This window comes from Micromonospora rosaria (assembly GCF_001567585.1).
In the GTDB taxonomy this organism is placed as follows: Bacteria; Actinomycetota; Actinomycetes; order Mycobacteriales; family Micromonosporaceae; genus Micromonospora; species Micromonospora rosaria.
Map to the genome: position 1 here is coordinate 16,747 of NZ_LRQV01000078.1, position 16,083 is coordinate 32,829.

Below are 16,083 nucleotides of genomic sequence, written 5' to 3' on the forward strand. Positions count from 1 at the left end.
GGTTACTCCCCTTCTGCTGCGGCTGCTGCGCTACCGCGCACGTTATCGCGCCGGGGCGAGGAGCCGACCACCACCGCCACGGTCGTCCCGCTGGGTTGCCGTGGCCTGATCTCCAACCGGCCCCGGATACGTTCCGCCCTCTCGGCCATGATCGCAAGACCGTAGCGCCCGTCGGGCCGCTGGTCAGCGATACCGTGACCGTCATCCGACACTTCGATCTGGGCGTACGGGGGATCGACCTCGCAGGTGACCCAGAGGTTCGCCGCCCCGGCGTGCTTGCGCGCGTTGGTCACCGCCTCCTGGGCGATCCGCAGCAGCTCGGCCTCGGTGGCGGCGGGCAGCCGGGCGGTGGACTCGTCCAGCGACAGGTGCACCCGCAGCCCGCCGGAGGCGCCCACGGTCCGGGCGTACTCGGCGATCGCGGCGGCCAGGCCGCCGTGCCGGTCCACCTCGCTGCGCAGCTCGAACAGGCTCAGCCGCAGCTCGGTGATGACCCGGGTGACCTCCTGGCGCAGCGTGCGCAGCGACTCGGCGGTCTCCTCGGTGTCGTCGTGCACCGTGGCCAGGGCGTTGTCGATGCCGTACCCGACCATCACCAGTTCCTGGGCGACCCCGTCGTGGATCTCCCGGGCCAGCCGCTGCCGCTCCTCGTTGGTGGCCAGCGAGCGCACCTCGTCGAAGAGCAGCGCCGCCTCCAGCCGCAGCGCGGCCGGGCCGGTCAGCGCGGTCACCCGGGACACCACCGGCGGCGGGTACGCCTGCGGGGCGTCGGCCTCCAGCACCACCAGGCCGACCGTGCGGACCCCGGCGGCCAGCGGCACGATCAGCGCCGAGACGTCCCCGCCGACGTGCGAGCGGGCCTGCGACCGGGCGGCGGTTTGCGGCTGCTGGCTGGCCCAGGCGTCGGCGATCGCCGAGTCCGCGTCCAGCGTCGTCTCCCAGTCCACCCGCTCCGCGCCGACCTGTGCGAGGACCACCAGCCGGCCGCCGCCGCTGGCGGAGAGCACCGCCGCGCGGTCGGCGCGGGCGACGGTCCGCAGCTCCTCCAGCAGGTGCTCGGAGATGCCGCCCGGGTCCAGGGTGGCCCCGGGAAGCTGCCGGGCCACCGTGCGCAGCTGGGTCAGCAGCCGGGTCGCCTCGGCGTACGGCTGCGGCTTGCCCTCGCCCCGGACCCGCATGAGCTGGTGCAGCACGCTCGCGGTGTAGAGGCCCAACCCGGCCAGCAGCAGCCACTGGGCGCAGACCGCGAGGTAGCCGGGCTGGGTGAGCTGCCGGACGCCGTCGACCCGGGTCACCACGCCGCACACCACCAGCGTGGTCGCGGTGACCCCGAGCAGCACGACGCCCTCGACGAAGCGGCGGCGCAGGGCGGTGACCGTCACCGGCACCGCCAGGTACGGCAGCACCGCCGAGGCGCCGAGGCCGTACGCCGCCGCGCCGGTCGTGCCGACGGCGGCGACCTGGCTGGCGGCCAGCCCGAGGACCACCGCCTCGGCGACCCGGCTGAGCGGGCCGAGCAACCGGTGCTGGGGGGCCAGCAGGGCGGGCAGGCCGGCGGCGGCGAGCAGCGCCACCCACCAGAGCTGTCCGGCGCCGCCGGTGGCGAGCACGGTGAGGACCGCGACCAGCGCGAGCATCACCAACCGGGCGGCGACGGCCAGCGGATGCGGGTGGGGGTGCGGGCGGGTGGGTGTCGAGGCGGGCACGTGACGGATCGTAGTCAGCGGCGGTAGATGTCGGCGATTTCCGGCGCGTACGTCTTCTGGACGACCTGCCGGCGGACCTTCATCGAGGGGGTCATCTCCCCGGTCGCCTCGGTGAAGTCCCGGGGCAGGATCCGGAACTGCTTGATCGCCTCCGCCTTGGAGACGTTCTGGTTGGCGGCGTCGATCGCGCCCTGGACCTCCGCCCGCAGCGCCTCGTTGTCCCGCAGCTCCTCGACGGTGGCCCCGGCCGGCAGCCCGGCCGACTCCCGCCAGGCCGGGAACGCCTCCTCGTCGATGGTGACCAGCGCCGCGACGAACGGCTGCCGGTCGCCCACCACCACGCACTGGCTGATCAGCGGGTGCGCCCGGACCTGGTCCTCCAGCACGGCCGGGGCGACGTTCTTGCCGGCCGCGGTGACGATGATCTCCTTCTTCCGGCCGGTGATGCTGAGGAACCCGTCGTTGTCGAGCTGGCCCAGGTCGCCGGTGCGGAACCAGCCGTCGCTGGTGAGCGCCTCGGCGGTGGCCTCGTCGTTGTGCCAGTACCCCTGGAAGACCAGGTCACCGGCGATCAGGATCTCGCCGTCGTCGTCGATGCGGATGGTCACGCCGGGCAGCGGGCGGCCCACGCTGCCGATCCGGGTGGCGTCGGGCAGGTTCGCCGCGGCGGCGGGGGAGGTCTCGGTCAGGCCGTACCCCTCCAGCACGGTGACCCCGACGCCCCGGAAGAAGTGGCCCAGCCGGGCGCCCAGCGGTGCCCCGCCGGAGATCGCGTCCCGGCACCGGCCGCCGAGCGCGGCGCGCAGCTTGCTGTACACCAGCCGGTCGAAGAGCGCGTGCTGCACCCGCAGCCCGAGACCGGGCCCGCCCGGGGCGTCCTGCGCCTCGCTCCAGGCGATGGCGACCTTCTCGGCCCGGTCGAAGATCCGGCCCTTGCCACCGGCCTCGGCCTTCTGCTTGGCGCCGTTGTAGACCTTCTCGAAGACCCGGGGCACCGACAGCACGAAGGTCGGGCGGAAGCGTTGCAGCTCGGCGACCAGGGTGGCGGGGTCGGGGCAGTGCGCCATGGTGGCCCGCGCCTGCACCACGCCGACCTGGATCAGCCGGGCGAAGGCGTGGGCCAGCGGCAGGAACAGCAGGGTGGCCGCGCCGGCGTTGAACAGGTTCGGCAGCACCGGCACCGCGTTGGCGATGTCGGCGTACATGTTGCGGTGGGTGAGCACGCAGCCCTTGGGCCGGCCGGTGGTGCCGCTGGTGTAGATGATGGTGGCCAGGTCGTCGGCCCTGAGCGCGGCCCGCCGCCGCTCGATCTCGGTCGGGTCGACCGACTCGCCGGCGGCGACCAGGTCGGCCACCCCACCCAGCTCGATCTGCCACACCGTGCCCAACTGCGGGGTCCGGTCGCGGACCCCGGCGACGAGGGTGGCGTGGGCGTTGCTCTCCACCACGGCGGCCACCGCGCCCGAGTCCGCCAGGATCCAGGCGGCCTGCTCGGCGCTGGAGGTCTCGTAGATCGGCACGGTCACCGCGCCGGCGGCCCAGATCGCGTAGTCGACCAGGGTCCACTCGTAGCGGGTCCGGCTCATCAGCGCGACCCGGTCGCCCGGGGCGACCCCGGCGGCCACCAGGCCCCGGGCCACCGCGACCACCTCGTCGCGGAACTGGCGGCAGGTCACGTCGACCCACTCCGGCTCGCCGGCCCCGTTGGCCGGGTCGGGCCGGACGAACTGCACCGTGTCCGGGGCGGCCTCGGCGTTGGCCCAGACCGGGTCGGTCAGGTTGGCCGAGTCGCCGACGGTGACGATCGGCGGGACGGAGAACTCGCGCACCCTGACGCTCCCTCGTGCTCGTACGGGCCCGGTCACCGGCGCGGCGAACGGGTGGCCGGCTCTGTGGAAACCTACCCGCCCGCCGGGTGGACGCGGGCAGGCAGGCCGGTGCGGGCACCCGGGGCGTCCCTGGTGGCGGCGGCGGGCCCCGGCCGAGGGTGGCACCCGGCGCGGGGTCGGGCGGGGCCGGGTAGCCTCCCCACATGGCCGACTCCTCCACCCAGTCGATCGTCGTGGCCGCGCCACCGCAGCGGGTGGCGGCGGTGATCTGCGACTTCCCCCGGTACCCGGAGTGGACCGAGGCCGTCCAGCGGGTCGAGGTGGTCGAGGAGTACGAGGACGGGTACGCCAGCCAGGTCCGGTTCACCCTCGACGCCGGGGTGATGGCCGACGAGTACACCCTGGCGTACGCCTACTCCGAGGACCTGTCCCGCATCGAGTGGCACCTGGTCGCGCCCTCGACGATGCAGCGCTCCCAGGTGGGCTCGTACGACATCGTCGGCAACCCGGACGGCACCTCGACGGTCACCTACACGCTGGAGGTGGAGCTCTCCGTCGGGATGCTCGGGATGTTCCGCCGCAAGGCCGAAAAAATGATCATGGATGCCGCGTTGAAGCAACTCAAGCGCCGGGTAGAGACACCCGGAGCCGCGCAGTGACGCGCCCGACGGCACGGTCGCCACGGTAGGGAGCCCACCATGGGGGTTACGGAACCGGGTTCGGCCCGGGAAGAGGCGGAGCGGCTGGTCGCCACCCTGCTCGCCGCGGCCCGGACGGCCTCGTCCGGGTCCGGGGCGTCGCCCTGGGGTCCGCTCGGTGGGATGCTCTCGGGTGTCCTCGGTCACAGCGCGGGGCAGGGCGGGTCACCCCGTCCCGACCCCGCCGCCCCGGGCGGTTTCGCCACCGGCACGCCCGAGTGCTGCGTCTGCCCGGTCTGCCGGGCGATCGTCGCGATGCGCGACCCGAGCCCGGAGTTCGCCGAGCGGCTCGCCACCGGCGCCGGGGATCTGGCCGCCGGCGTGGCCAGCCTGCTGCGGGCCTTCGCCCGCCCCGACGATCGACCACCGTCGTCGCCCGACCCCGCCGGTCCGCCGCCGCCCACGGCCGCCGCCGGTGACACCGGCACACCCGGTGCGAACGCGGAAGCGGATCACGTCTGGCGCGAGGCCACCCGCACCGGGCATGATTCTGCACCGGCGCCGGAGCATGACGTCTGGTCCGCCGCGACCCGTACCGGGGACGCGGCTGCTCGGGCCGCCACCGTACCGCCCGTCGACGGCGACGGGCCGGGCGAGCCGGCGACGGGCCGGCCGCCGGCCGACCGTCCCGTGGTGCCCGCTACCCGGGCGCCCGACACGGGTGAGCACGCACCGGGCGACGGGGCCTGACCACCGGACATCCCGTCCCGACCGGCACCGCCGGTGCGGGGCCGGCAGCACAGCAGAGGGGAGTGGCAGCGGTGACGCTGACCATCGGAGTCGACGTCGGTGGCACGAAGGTGGCCGGCGGTGTCGTTGACGACACCGGCGCGGTGCTGGTGCAGGTCCGACGGGACACCCCCGCCGAGGACGTCGGCAAGACCCGGGACGTCATCATCGAGGTGGTCACCGAACTGGCCGCCGGCCGCACGATCGACGCGGTCGGGATCGGTGCCGCCGGCTGGATCGACGCGAGTCGCTCCACCGTGCTCTTCGCCCCCAACCTCGCCTGGCGGGACGAGCCGCTGCGGCAGTACGTCAGCGACGCCGTCGGCCTGCCGGTGATCGTGGAGAACGACGGCAACGTCGCGGCCTGGGCCGAGTTCCGCCACGGCGCGGCCCGCGACGCCGAGGACTCGATGGTCATGTTCACCATCGGCACCGGTGTCGGTGGTGGGATCGTGCTCGGCGGCGAACTGGTCCGGGGCGCCCACGGCATCGCCGCCGAACTGGGCCACATGCTCACCGTCCCCGACGGACACCAGTGCGGCTGCGGCCGGCTCGGCTGCATCGAGCAGTACGCCAGCGGCAACGCGCTGGTCCGGTTCGCCCGCGCCGGGGCCCGCCAGGAGCCGCACCGGGCCACCGCCCTGCTGCACCTGGCCGGTGGCGAGGCCGAGGCGATCACCGGCCCGATGGTGACCGCCGCCGCGCAGGGCGGCGACCCGGTCTCCTCCGAGGCGTTCGCCCAGATCGGCCGCTGGCTGGGCACCAGCCTCGCCGACATGGCCCAGATCCTCGACCCGCAGGTGCTGGTCGTCGGCGGTGGCGTGATCGACGCCGGTGACCTGCTGCTCGGCCCCACCCGCCGGTCCTTCGCCGACGCGCTGGCCCAGCGCCGCCGGCTCCCGGTGGCCGACATCCGTCCGGCCGAGCTGGGCAACAGCGCCGGGGTCATCGGCGCCGCCGACCTGGCCCGCCGGCGGTAGGAAACGCGCTCAAAGAAACGCGCTGTGGGAAACACGAGGAGCAACGGGTGAGCATGTCCACCGGCACCCCGGCCGACGGGGTGCGGCTGCGGGTGGTGTCGTACAACGTCCACGGCCAGCGGGACGACGCGGCGGCGCTGGCGGCCGTGGTCCGGACCGCCGAGCCGGACGTGGTGATCGTGCAGGAGGGCGCGCGCCGGTTCCGCTGGCGGCAGCGCAACGCCGCCCTGGCCGCGTCGTTCGGGCTGGTCGTCGCGGCCGGCGGGCTGCCGTCGCTGGGCAACGTCCTGCTGACCAGCCTGCGGGTCCGGGTGCTCGACACCCGGTGCCGGCGGTTCCCGCTCACCCCGGGGCGGCACCTGCGGGGCGCGGCCTTCGCCGACTGCCTGGTGGGCGGCGCCCGGTTCACCCTGGCCGGCTCGCACCTGTCCACCGACCCGGCGGAACGACCCGCCCAGGCGCGGGCGCTGCGGCAGGACCTCGCCGGGGCGGCGTGGCCGGTGATCGCCGGGGCGGACGTCAACGAGGGGCCGGACGGCCCGGCGTGGGCCACCCTCGCCGAGGGGCTGACCGACACGGCGGTGGCGATGGACCGGGCGGACCGGCTCACCTATTCCTGCGCCGACCCGCGCCGCCGGATCGACGCGCTCTTCGTCGACCCCCGGATCGCCGTGCTCGACTACGACGTGGTGGACACCCCGCAGACCCGCCGGGCCAGCGACCACTTCCCGATCCTGGTCGACCTGCGCCTGCCGGTCACCGACTGAACGCCGCCGCGGCGCGCCGCGTGCCGCGCTGGACAACCGGCGTCGATGTGGAGAGGATTTCGCATCGACCGGCACGGGTGCCGCACATAAGGAGTCTTCCCGGGTGTCCTCCTCCACCGACCACGGCCGTCCCGACCCCGACGCGACGGTCGCGTTGGCCCCGGACGGTCGCTCCGTCTCCGACCGTGGCGACACCGTCTGCGTGATCGGTGCGGGCGCCAGCGGCCTGGCCGCCCTGAAGAACCTGCGGGAGCACGGTTTCGGGGTCGACTGCTACGAGCGGGAGACCGGCGTCGGCGGGGCCTGGAACTGGCGGCACGACCGCAGCCCGGTGTACGCCAGCACCCATCTGATCTCGTCGCGGCCGTTCACGCAGTTCCCCGACTTCCCGATGCCCGACGACTGGCCGGACTACCCGCACCACGGCCAGCTCCTGTCCTACTTCGAGCGGTACGCCGACCACTTCGACCTGCGCTCGCACATCTGGTTCGGCACCGAGGTGATCCGGGTCGAGCCGGTCGCCGGGGACCGGTGGGACGTCACCACCCGCTCCACCGGCGGGTACGGCCCGGAACGCACCTCCCGGTACGCCGCCGTGGTAATCGCCAACGGCCACAACTGGTCGCCGAAGCTGCCCGCGTACGAGGGGCTGGAGCAGTTCCGGGGCGAGATCATGCACGCCTCCTCCTACAAGGACGCCACCCAGGTACGCGGCAAGCGGGTGCTGGTGGTCGGCGGCGGCAACACCGGCTGCGACATCGCCGTGGAGGCCGCCCAGCAGGCGTCGCAGTGCTGGCACTCCACCCGGCGCGGGTACTGGTACACCCCGAAGTACCTGCTCGGCCGCCCCGCCGACCAGGTCAACGACGGTCTGCTCGCCTGGCGGGTGCCGCTGGCGGTACGCCGGTGGCTGCACCGGCTCGTGCTGCGGCTGACCGTCGGCGACCTCACCCGCTTCGGCCTGCCCCGGCCCGACCACAAGGTCTACGAGACGCACCCGATCGTCAACAGCCAGCTCGTCCACTACGTGGGGCACGGCCGGATCGCCCCGGTGCCGGACGTCGCCCGGTTCCACGGCAGCGCGGTGGAGCTGACCGACGGCCAGCAGATCGAGCCCGAGCTGGTCGTCTTCGCCACCGGGTACCTGCCGCGTTTCGAGTTCCTCGACCCGTCGCTGCTCGGCGACGACGGGGCGCAGGGGCAGCCCCGGCTCTGGCTCAACGCCTTCGCCCCCGGCCACCCGACGCTCGCCGTGGTCGGGCTGGTGCAGTCGGACTCCGGCCTCTTCCCGCTGTCGCACTGGCAGGCGGTGCTCTTCGCCCGGCTGCTGCGGCAGCGGGTGGAGCGCCCGGAGCGGGCGGCGGCGTTCGCCGCCCAGGTGACGGCCGGCGCGGGGCAGCGGTACGCCGGCCGGGTCGTGTCGAGCAGCCGGCACGTCTTCGAGGTGGGCCACACCGAGTACCTGCGCGCCGTCCAGCGCGCCCTGGACGAGCTGGAGGCGGCGTGAGCGCGCGGACCGGGCGGGTGCGGATCCTGCGGGGCCGGGAGTGGGCCCGTCCGGTCCGGCCGGCCCGCCGGGAGCTGGTCAGCGCCCTGCCCGAGCTGGAGGAGGGCCGCCCGCCGCTGCTGTTCGTCCCCGGGTTCGGCCACGGCGCGTGGGCGTTCGCCGAGCACTGGCTGGGGCACACCGCCGGCCGGGGCTTCCCGGCGTACGCGGTCAGCCTGCGCGGGCACGGCGGCAGCGCCCCGGCGCCGGAGGCGACGCTGCGCGCGTACGTGCACGACGTGACCCAGGCGGCGGCGAGCCTGCCGCGCCAGGCGGTGCTGGTGGGGCACGGCGCGGGGGCGCTGGTGGTGGCGCACGCGCTGGCCCGCTACCCGGCCCGCGCCGCGGTGCTGGTGGCCCCGGTGCTCGGCGGCTGGGGCACCCTCGGCGCGGCGCTGCGGCACAACCCGGCCGGCACCGTCCCGGCCGTCTTCGGCGGCCCGCTGCGGCTGACCCGTCGGCAGTTGTTCAGCCCCGACCTGCCCGACCCGCAGGCCCGCCAGTACGTCGCCCGGCTGGGTCGGGCCGGGCGGCGGGCCCAGTGGCAGCTGCTGGCGCACCGCGCGCCGGAGCCGGCGGTGGGCGCCCCGCCGGTGCTGGTGCTCGGCAGCCCGGACGACCGGGTGGTGCCGCCCGCCGCGCTGACCCGGGCCGCCCGGCGGTACGGCTCCGCGCCGCTGCTCTTCCCCGGCATGGGGCACGACCTGATGCTCGACGCGCGCTGGCCGGAGCCGATCGACGCGATCCTGGACTGGCTGGCCAAGGCGTGAGCGGGGTCGCCCGCCCCGGCTCGGCGGGCGCGGGCGACCCCGGGGCTCACCCCGTGGGCGACCCGTGGCTCAGGCGGGGCCGCCCAGGCGGTGCAGCAGCGAGCCGCTCTCGTCCAGCGCGCTGAGGTAGGAGCGGGCCCAGGCCCGGATGTCGTACCGGTGCAGGTGCGCGCGCATCGCCCGCATCCGGGTGGTGACGTCCGCCGGGTCGGCCTCCAGCGCGGAGAGCAGCCCCTGCTTCAACCCCTCCAGGTCGTGCGGGTTGACCAGGTACGCCTGGGACAGCTCGGTGGCGGAGCCGGCGAACTCGCTGAGCAGCAGCGCGCCGCTGTCGTCGACCCGGGCGGCCACGTACTCCTTGGCGACCAGGTTCATCCCGTCGCGCAGCGGGGTCACCGCCATCACGTCGGCGACCCGGTACAGGGCGGCCAGCTCCGCCCGGTCGAAGGGCTGGGTGAGGTAGTGGATGGCCGGCTCGCCGACCCGGCCGAACTCGCCGTTGATCCGCCCCACCTCGCGCTCGACCCGGTCCCGCAGGACCTGGTACTGCCCGACCCGTTCCCGGCTGGGCACCGCCACCTGGACCAGCACCGTGTCCCGGACCTTGACGTGCCCGCTGGCCAGCAGCTCGCTGTACGCGGTGAGCCGCTGCTCGATGCCCTTGGTGTAGTCCATCCGGTCGACGCTGAGGATGACGTGCGCGGGGTCGCCGAGGTCCCGGCGGAACCGCTGGGCCCGCTCGGCCACCTCGGGGCTGCCGGCCAGCGCGGACATCTCGGCGGTGTCGATGGAGACCGGGAAGGCGCCGATGCGGACCACCCGGTCGTCGACGGCGATCCGCCGGTCGGTGGCGGAGACGCCGAGGACCTTGGTGGTGAGCTGGGCGAAGTTGTGCGCCGCCTGGGCGCGCTGGAACCCGACCAGGTCGGCGCCGAGCATCCCGCGCAGCAGCTCCGCCCGCCGGGGGAGCTGCATGAACAGCTCCGGGGGTGGGAACGGCACGTGCAGGAAGAAGCCGATCCGCAGGTCGGGCCGGAGCGCCCGGAGCAGGCCGGGCACCAGTTGCAGGTGGTAGTCCTGCACCCAGACGATCGCGCCGGGCTCGGCCACCGCCGCGGTCGCCTCGGCGTACCGCTGGTTGACCCGCTGGTACGCCTCCCACCAGCGACGGTGGTGTTCCGGCTGCTCGACGGCGTCGTGGTAGAGGGGCCACAGGGTCGCGTTGGCGAAGCCCTCGTAGTGGTCCCGGAGGTCGTCGAGGGTGAGGGGGACGGTGTGCATTCGCACGCCGTCCACGTCCGGCAGACTCGGCGCCGGGCCGCTCCCGCCGGCCCAGCCCACCCAGGTGGCGGGCGTCTGCCGGAGCAGGGGATGCAGGGCGCTCACGAGTCCACCCGGGCTGCGGCGCCACTCGCAGGCGCCGTCGGGCGCCACACTGTCATCGATGGGGAGGCGCATCGCCACCACTACGAGGGAACTCTGTCGCATCTCGGGGCATTCCGATCAGCCGAGACCAACCGCCACGAGGGAGGGAAAACCAGGCAGCCGGTGGGGGAAGTGACGGACAGCGGTATTCCTACTGACGGTAAGTTACACCACTGTTGCGCCGGTCCGTCAGGTGGACCGCGTCCCGACATCCGGTCACGGCGCGACGACGCGGCGTCATCCGCCGCGGGCTCAGACGACCGCGCCGTCGTCCGGGTCGTCATCGGCGTCACCGGGACGCAGCCGCATGATCAGCGTGACGAAACCGGCGAGGATGCCGGTGAACCCCAGCAGCGTGACCACCGACCGGTCCACCGGCAGCAGCGACGGGAAGAGGAAGAGCACGAACCCCAGGACGATCCCCAGCACGCCCACCACGGCGTACTTCGACACCCTGGGCAGCGGGGGCGGGGGCGGCGGGACGTAGCGCTCGTCCGCGTCGTCGTCGGGCAGGTGCGCGCCGAAGGTGTCCAGCCCGTCCAGCAGCGACGGCTCGTCGACGCGGTCCCGGTCCCGGCCGACCGAGATGCCGGAGATGTCGGCCGCGTAGGGCAGCCGCCGGACGTCGGTGGCGGTCGAGGTGCTGCCGTCCTCCGTGCCGGTGCGGGTCGCCGTCGCGCCGGCCGGCCCGTCGTCCTCCACGTCCTCCGCCGCCGACCAGGGACGGCGGTCGGCCGGCGCGGTGGAGTCGTGGTACCCGGCGACGATGCGCGCCCACTCGGCGTCGATGTCGGGCTCGGCGTCGCGGGAGCGCTCCGGCGTCGCCTCGTCGGCGAGCTGGGTGAGGTAGTCCCGGGCGGTGGTCAGGTGGGAGCGGTCGACGTACAGCCGGTCGACCGGTCGGGCGGGCACCGTGGTGGTGCGGGTGACGGGGTTCAGGTCGGCGGAGGGCTGGAGATAGGCCGCGATCCCTCCGGCGGCGAGCACGTCGAGCAGGTGCTCGCCGACGCGCGGGTCCACGTCGCCGGCGACGGCGTACTCGCTCGCGTCGAGCCCGTTGTCCCGCCGACCCCGGCGGGCCCCACCCGATGACACCGGACATCCTCCTCACCGCGCGCCGTGTCGCGCCCGCGTCCAGCCCCGCGCGCCGACCCACACGCCGTGCTCTGAATCGTGACACGACCGGGCGACTTCCGGGAGTGTCTTGTGTCGCGTCTGCCAAAGTACGCAAGCGCGGCGGCCCCGGACGCGCCCACGCCGGGCGGTCGATCGGAGCGGTTCGGCGCCCCCGTCGGCGGCGCGGACCACCCCGCCGACGGGCGGGGCTGGTGGGCTGTATGTCGGAATTGGCGTGGAGTGCCGAGCCGGCCGTCGGGCCAGGTCAGCGATCGCTCATGCCGGCGCGGCGGCGCAGCGCGGCCACGTCGGTGACCACGATCCGCCGGCCCTCGGTCCGCAGCCAACCCCGGCTGGCGAACGAGCCGATGGCCTGGTTGACGCTCTGCCGGGAGCCGCCGGCCATCTCGGCGAGCTGGCTCTGGTTCAGCTCGATGGTGATCATCGGGGCCTGGCTCTCGCCGGCCAGCCGGACCAGCGTCTTGGCCACCCGGCCGGGCAGGTCGAGGAAGACGTGGTCGGCGTTCTGCTCGGTCAGCCGGCGGATCAGCCCGCCGAGCGAGCGCATCACCGCGTCGAGGATGCGCGGGTTGGAGTGGACCAGCTCCATGAAGGCGCCCCGGGACAGGGCGAGGGCGGTGCAGTCCTCGATCGCCTCGGCCGACGCCGACCGGGTGGAGGCGTCGAGCAGGGAGACCTCGCCCAGCACGTCCGGCGGGCGGACCACGGACAGCACGGCGCGCTCGCCGGTCGGCGCGGTCCGGAACACCGCCACGGCTCCCCGGCGCAGCACGATCAGCGACTCGCCCGGGTCGTTCTCCACGAAGAGCAACTGGCCCTTGCGGTAGGTGCGGGGCACGGCCGCCGCGATCACCCGCTGCCGGACCTCCGGCTCCAGGCCGGCGAACATGTCGACACCCGTGAGCGCGTCACCCGGCTCCGGCAGGCGCATCTCCACGTCCTGACCCCTCCCCGGTTAAGGACCAATTCGCAGCCTGGTGAACCTGACAGCCCCGGCTGCGAGGCGACTGGTGAACCGGTTCGGCGGCCGGTGACGGTACACATCAGATCATGACGTCCCGGTCGCTTGCTGTACACCCCTCAAATCACCTGCGTGACAGCCCCGACCTGCGCCGCGACCGGCGACGGTGGTCGGACGACCCGACCGTCGGTCGGGATCGGACCGACCGGCCGAGGGGCCACCGGCCGACCGGCCGGTCGGCGGCGGAGCGCCGCCCGAGGCCGGGCCCCGGCGTCGGGGCGGCAGCCGAGGTGGGCGAGGATGGTGCGGATGGTCTACCGCTACTTCTACGACTGCGAGTTCATCGAGGACGGCCACCTCGTCGACCTGGTGTCGATCGGCGTCGTCGACGAGTACGGCCGCGAGTTCTACGCGGTCTCCACCGAGTTCGACGACTCCCGGGCGATCCCCTGGGTGCGCCGCAACGTGCTCGACAAACTGCCGTCCCCGGCCGACCGGGCGTGGCGGTCCCGGGAGCGGATCCGCGACGAGCTGTACGAGTTCCTCGTCGAGCCGGTCCGGGGTCGCCCCGGCGAGCAGGTGGAGCTGTGGGCCTGGTACGCCGCGTACGACCACGTGGCGCTGGCCCAGCTCTGGGGGGCGATGCCGGCGCTGCCCCGGGAGATCCCCCGGTTCACCAAGGAGCTGCGCCAGCTCTGGGACGACCGGGGTCGGCCGAGCCTGCCGGAGGCCGCGTCGGCCCGGCACGACGCCCTGGTCGACGCCCGGCACAACCTGGCCCGCTGGCGGGCGATGACCGGCGGCTGACGGTCGGCGGGGGGTGATCCGTCGGGACGTGCGATCCGCAGGTTTGACCGGTTCTGTCCGGGGCACCGGTTCGACTGTCGCCGTCGATGCGAGGGGTGCGCCATGAGCCGTGGACCGACCGCCGCCGCCGAGGCCCGTCGCCGGGTCACCGACCTGGTCCGGCAGTCCGGGGTCGGCATGCTCACCACGATCGACCTCGACGGTCGCCTGGTCAGTCGGCCGATGGGGCTGCCCCAGGAGGAGTTCGACGGCGACCTGTGGTTCTTCGCGTACGCGGGCTCGGCCACGCTCCGCCACATCCGGGTCAACCCCGAGGTCAACGTGGCCTTCGCGGACCGGCGGCACGCCTTCTGGGTGTCGTTGACCGGCATCGCCGGCGAGGGGTACGACCGGGAGCGGGCCGAGCGGCTGTGGCGGCCGGCGCTGGCGGCCTGGTTCCCCGCCGGGCCGGACACCCCCGGGCTGACCCTGATCAAGGTGCACGCGATCGCCGCCGACTGCTGGGACGCGGCGAGCGGCACCGTGACCACCCTGCTCGGCCGGGCCCGGTCCGGACGGCCGGGGGGAACGGGTCGGTCCGGTGCCGACCGGGCCCCCGGCACCCGGGGCGCGCGGTCGGCCGATGAGCACGCCGACTACAGTTCGCAGTGACGGCCCGCCCCGGGCCGGCAACGGTGCCGATCGGTCTGACCTGACCCATATCCTGGGGCACAATCCGGGCTTACCTGATGCTTCGGGAGGATGAGCAGATCATGCGTATCGGCGTGCTCACCGGCGGCGGTGACTGCCCAGGTCTGAACGCGGTCATCCGCGCGGTGGTCCGTAAGGGTGTCGGCACCTACGGTCACGAGTTCGTGGGCTTCCGGGACGGGTGGAAGGGCCCGCTGGAGGGCCTGTCCAAGCCTCTGGGTATCGCCGAGGTGCGGGGCATCCTGCCGCGGGGCGGCACCATCCTGGGCTCGTCCCGGACCAACCCGTTCAAGATCGAGAACGGCGTCGAGAAGATCAAGGAGAACCTCGCCGCGCAGGGCGTGGACGCCCTGATCGCGATCGGCGGGGAGGACACCCTCGGGGTCGCCACCAAGCTGCACGAGCTGGGGGTCAACGTCGTCGGGGTGCCGAAGACCATCGACAACGACCTCGGGGCCACCGACTACACCTTCGGCTTCGACACCGCGGTCAACATCGCGATGGAGGCCATCGACCGGCTGCACACCACCGCCGAGAGCCACCACCGCACCCTGGTGGTCGAGGTGATGGGCCGGCACGCCGGCTGGATCGCCCTGCACGCCGGCCTGGCCGGTGGCGCGAACGTGATCCTGCTCCCCGAGCGGAAGTTCGACGTCGAGCAGGTCGCCGGGTACGTCAACAAGCGGTTCGACCACCAGTACGCCCCGATCGTGGTGGTCGCCGAGGGCGCCCAGCCGATCGACGGCCAGATGGTCCTGCACAACCAGGAGCTGGACTCCTTCGGTCACGTCCGCCTCGGCGGCATCGGCCAGTGGCTCGCCGAGCAGCTCGAGGCCAAGACCGGCAAGGAGGCCCGGACCGTCGTCCTCGGCCACATCCAGCGCGGTGGCACCCCGACCGCCTTCGACCGGGTGCTCGCCACCCGGCTCGGGCTCCAGGCGATCGACGCCGCGCACGAGGCCGACTGGGGCAAGATGGTCGCCATGCAGAGCACCGACATCGTCCGGGTGCCGCTGGCCGACGCCACCCGCGAGCTGAAGACCGTGCCGCTGGAGCGGTACGCCGAGGCCGAGGTCTTCTTCGGTAGCTGATCGTCGCAACCGGCGACGCGGTGGGCCGCCGGGCCCGCCGCGTCGCCGCCGTCATGGAGGGGGTACGGCCGATGGCGACGCCGGTGCACACCGTCGCGGTGATCGGTGCGGGCAAGATCGGCGAGCTGGTGCTCTCCGGGCTGCTCCGTTCGGGCTGGCCGGTGGACCGGCTGCTGGCCACCGCGCGGCGACCCAGCCGGGCCGAGGAGCTGACCGCCCGGTACGGCGTCCGGGTGGTGGACAACCACACCGCCGTGGCGGAGGCGGAGGTCCTCGCCGTCGCGGTGAAGCCGCAGGACGCCGCCGCCCTGCTGGCGGAGATCGGCCCGAAGGTCCCCGCCGACAAGCTGGTGATCTCCCTCTGCGCCGGGCTGCCGACCACCTTCTTCGCCCGCCGGCTGCCCGAGGGCACCCCGGTCGTGCGGGTGATGACCAACACCCCCGCCCTGGTGGACCAGGCGATGACCGCGATCTCGGCGGGCGCCCACGCCACCGGCGCGCACCTGGCCCTGGCCGAGGAGATGTTCACCCCGCTCGGGGCCACCCTGCGGGTGCCCGAGTCGCAGCAGGACGCCGTGACCGCCCTCTCCGGCTCCGGCCCGGCGTACTTCTACCTCCTGGTCGAGGCGATGATCGACGCGGGCATCCTGCTCGGCCTGCCCCGGCAGGTGGCCCACGACCTGATCGTGCAGACCGCGATCGGCTCGGCGGTGATGCTGCGTGACTCGGGCGAGCACCCGGTGAAGCTGCGCGAGGCGGTCACCTCACCCGCCGGTACCACCATCTCCGCCATCCGGGAGCTGGAGCGGCACGGGGTCCGCGCCGCGCTGCTGGAGGCCCTGGAGGCCGCCCGGGACCGCGCCCGCGAACTGGCCGCCCAGGCCGACTGAGCACCCGGCCGGGCCGACTGAGCACCCGGCCGGGCCGACTGAGCACCCGGCCGGGCC

The 16,083-nt window shown here is 74.3% G+C and carries 15 protein-coding genes; 10 read left to right on the forward strand and 5 right to left on the reverse strand.

Annotated elements, in window-relative coordinates:
- Nucleotides 1–2 precede the first annotated feature (2 nt).
- On the reverse strand, nucleotides 3–1,706 hold the full coding sequence (locus AWW66_RS19845) for a sensor histidine kinase (RefSeq protein ID WP_067368583.1): 1,704 nt from the start codon (nucleotides 1,704–1,706) through the stop codon (nucleotides 3–5).
- 14 nt (nucleotides 1,707–1,720) lie between these two features.
- Entirely contained in the window at nucleotides 1,721–3,535 is a 1,815-nt protein-coding gene (locus AWW66_RS19850; RefSeq protein WP_067368586.1) for an AMP-dependent synthetase/ligase, read from the reverse strand.
- A gap of 203 nt (nucleotides 3,536–3,738) precedes the next feature.
- Between AWW66_RS19850 and AWW66_RS19855 the strand changes: the two genes are divergently transcribed.
- The 6 genes from AWW66_RS19855 (at nucleotide 3,739) to AWW66_RS19880 (ending at nucleotide 9,025) form a co-directional block, all read left to right on the forward strand.
- Complete coding sequence (locus AWW66_RS19855) at nucleotides 3,739–4,194, forward strand: SRPBCC family protein (protein ID WP_067368589.1); 456 nt, start codon at nucleotides 3,739–3,741, stop codon at nucleotides 4,192–4,194.
- A 39-nt stretch (nucleotides 4,195–4,233) separates the two neighbouring features.
- Nucleotides 4,234–4,923, forward strand: a complete 690-nt coding sequence (locus AWW66_RS19860) for a hypothetical protein (protein ID WP_067368592.1) — start codon at nucleotides 4,234–4,236, stop codon at nucleotides 4,921–4,923.
- 62 nt (nucleotides 4,924–4,985) lie between these two features.
- A complete protein-coding gene (locus tag AWW66_RS19865) occupies nucleotides 4,986–5,942 on the forward strand; it encodes an ROK family glucokinase (RefSeq protein ID WP_211272029.1) in 957 nt (318 codons plus the stop codon).
- Between the two features lie 53 nt (nucleotides 5,943–5,995).
- The gene (locus tag AWW66_RS19870; RefSeq protein WP_067368623.1) at nucleotides 5,996–6,709 is read left to right on the forward strand and encodes an endonuclease/exonuclease/phosphatase family protein; all 714 of its coding nucleotides are present in this window, start codon (nucleotides 5,996–5,998) and stop codon (nucleotides 6,707–6,709) included.
- Nucleotides 6,710–6,812: 103 nt separating this feature from the next.
- A complete protein-coding gene (locus tag AWW66_RS19875) occupies nucleotides 6,813–8,216 on the forward strand; it encodes a flavin-containing monooxygenase (protein ID WP_067368598.1) in 1,404 nt (467 codons plus the stop codon).
- On the forward strand, nucleotides 8,213–9,025 hold the full coding sequence (locus tag AWW66_RS19880; protein ID WP_067368601.1) for an alpha/beta hydrolase: 813 nt from the start codon (nucleotides 8,213–8,215) through the stop codon (nucleotides 9,023–9,025). Before AWW66_RS19875 ends, AWW66_RS19880 begins: the two co-directional genes overlap by 4 nt.
- Before the next feature lie 69 nt (nucleotides 9,026–9,094).
- On the opposite strand, the gene AWW66_RS19885 is transcribed toward AWW66_RS19880, so the two are convergent.
- The 3 genes from AWW66_RS19885 to AWW66_RS19895 form a co-directional block, all read right to left on the reverse strand.
- Entirely contained in the window at nucleotides 9,095–10,513 is a 1,419-nt protein-coding gene (locus tag AWW66_RS19885; RefSeq protein WP_067368602.1) for an alpha,alpha-trehalose-phosphate synthase (UDP-forming), read from the reverse strand.
- 189 nt (nucleotides 10,514–10,702) lie between these two features.
- Nucleotides 10,703–11,545: a DUF308 domain-containing protein gene (locus AWW66_RS19890; protein ID WP_067368605.1), complete on the reverse strand. Its 843-nt coding sequence runs from the start codon at nucleotides 11,543–11,545 to the stop codon at nucleotides 10,703–10,705.
- A 286-nt stretch (nucleotides 11,546–11,831) separates the two neighbouring features.
- Entirely contained in the window at nucleotides 11,832–12,524 is a 693-nt protein-coding gene (locus AWW66_RS19895; RefSeq protein ID WP_067368608.1) for a Crp/Fnr family transcriptional regulator, read from the reverse strand.
- Nucleotides 12,525–12,857: 333 nt separating this feature from the next.
- On the opposite strand from AWW66_RS19895, the gene AWW66_RS19900 reads away from it, so the two are divergent.
- The 4 genes from AWW66_RS19900 (at nucleotide 12,858) to proC (ending at nucleotide 16,026) form a co-directional block, all read left to right on the forward strand.
- Nucleotides 12,858–13,355, forward strand: coding sequence for a polyadenylate-specific 3'-exoribonuclease AS (locus tag AWW66_RS19900; protein WP_067368610.1), 498 nt, complete (start codon nucleotides 12,858–12,860; stop codon nucleotides 13,353–13,355).
- Nucleotides 13,356–13,457: 102 nt separating this feature from the next.
- Nucleotides 13,458–14,006, forward strand: a complete 549-nt coding sequence (locus AWW66_RS19905) for a pyridoxamine 5'-phosphate oxidase family protein (protein WP_067368613.1) — start codon at nucleotides 13,458–13,460, stop codon at nucleotides 14,004–14,006.
- 101 nt (nucleotides 14,007–14,107) lie between these two features.
- The gene (locus tag AWW66_RS19910) at nucleotides 14,108–15,136 is read left to right on the forward strand and encodes a 6-phosphofructokinase (RefSeq protein ID WP_067368616.1); all 1,029 of its coding nucleotides are present in this window, start codon (nucleotides 14,108–14,110) and stop codon (nucleotides 15,134–15,136) included.
- A 71-nt stretch (nucleotides 15,137–15,207) separates the two neighbouring features.
- Entirely contained in the window at nucleotides 15,208–16,026 is an 819-nt protein-coding gene (gene proC, locus AWW66_RS19915; protein WP_067368625.1) for a pyrroline-5-carboxylate reductase, read from the forward strand.
- Nucleotides 16,027–16,083: the final 57 nt, after the last annotated feature.

Bases quoted from the DNA above. Each gene is read 5' to 3' on its own strand.
- AWW66_RS19870 (WP_067368623.1), top strand. From the start codon at position 5,996: ATGTCCACCGGCACCCCGGCCGACGGGGTGCGGCTGCGGGTGGTGTCG.
- AWW66_RS19860 (WP_067368592.1), top strand. From the start codon at position 4,234: ATGGGGGTTACGGAACCGGGTTCGGCCCGGGAAGAGGCGGAGCGGCTG.
- AWW66_RS19900 (WP_067368610.1), top strand. From the start codon at position 12,858: ATGGTCTACCGCTACTTCTACGACTGCGAGTTCATCGAGGACGGCCAC.
- AWW66_RS19885 (WP_067368602.1), bottom strand. From the start codon at position 10,513: ATGCGACAGAGTTCCCTCGTAGTGGTGGCGATGCGCCTCCCCATCGAT.
- AWW66_RS19855 (WP_067368589.1), top strand. From the start codon at position 3,739: ATGGCCGACTCCTCCACCCAGTCGATCGTCGTGGCCGCGCCACCGCAG.
- proC (WP_067368625.1), top strand. From the start codon at position 15,208: ATGGCGACGCCGGTGCACACCGTCGCGGTGATCGGTGCGGGCAAGATC.
- AWW66_RS19910 (WP_067368616.1), top strand. From the start codon at position 14,108: ATGCGTATCGGCGTGCTCACCGGCGGCGGTGACTGCCCAGGTCTGAAC.
- AWW66_RS19905 (WP_067368613.1), top strand. From the start codon at position 13,458: ATGAGCCGTGGACCGACCGCCGCCGCCGAGGCCCGTCGCCGGGTCACC.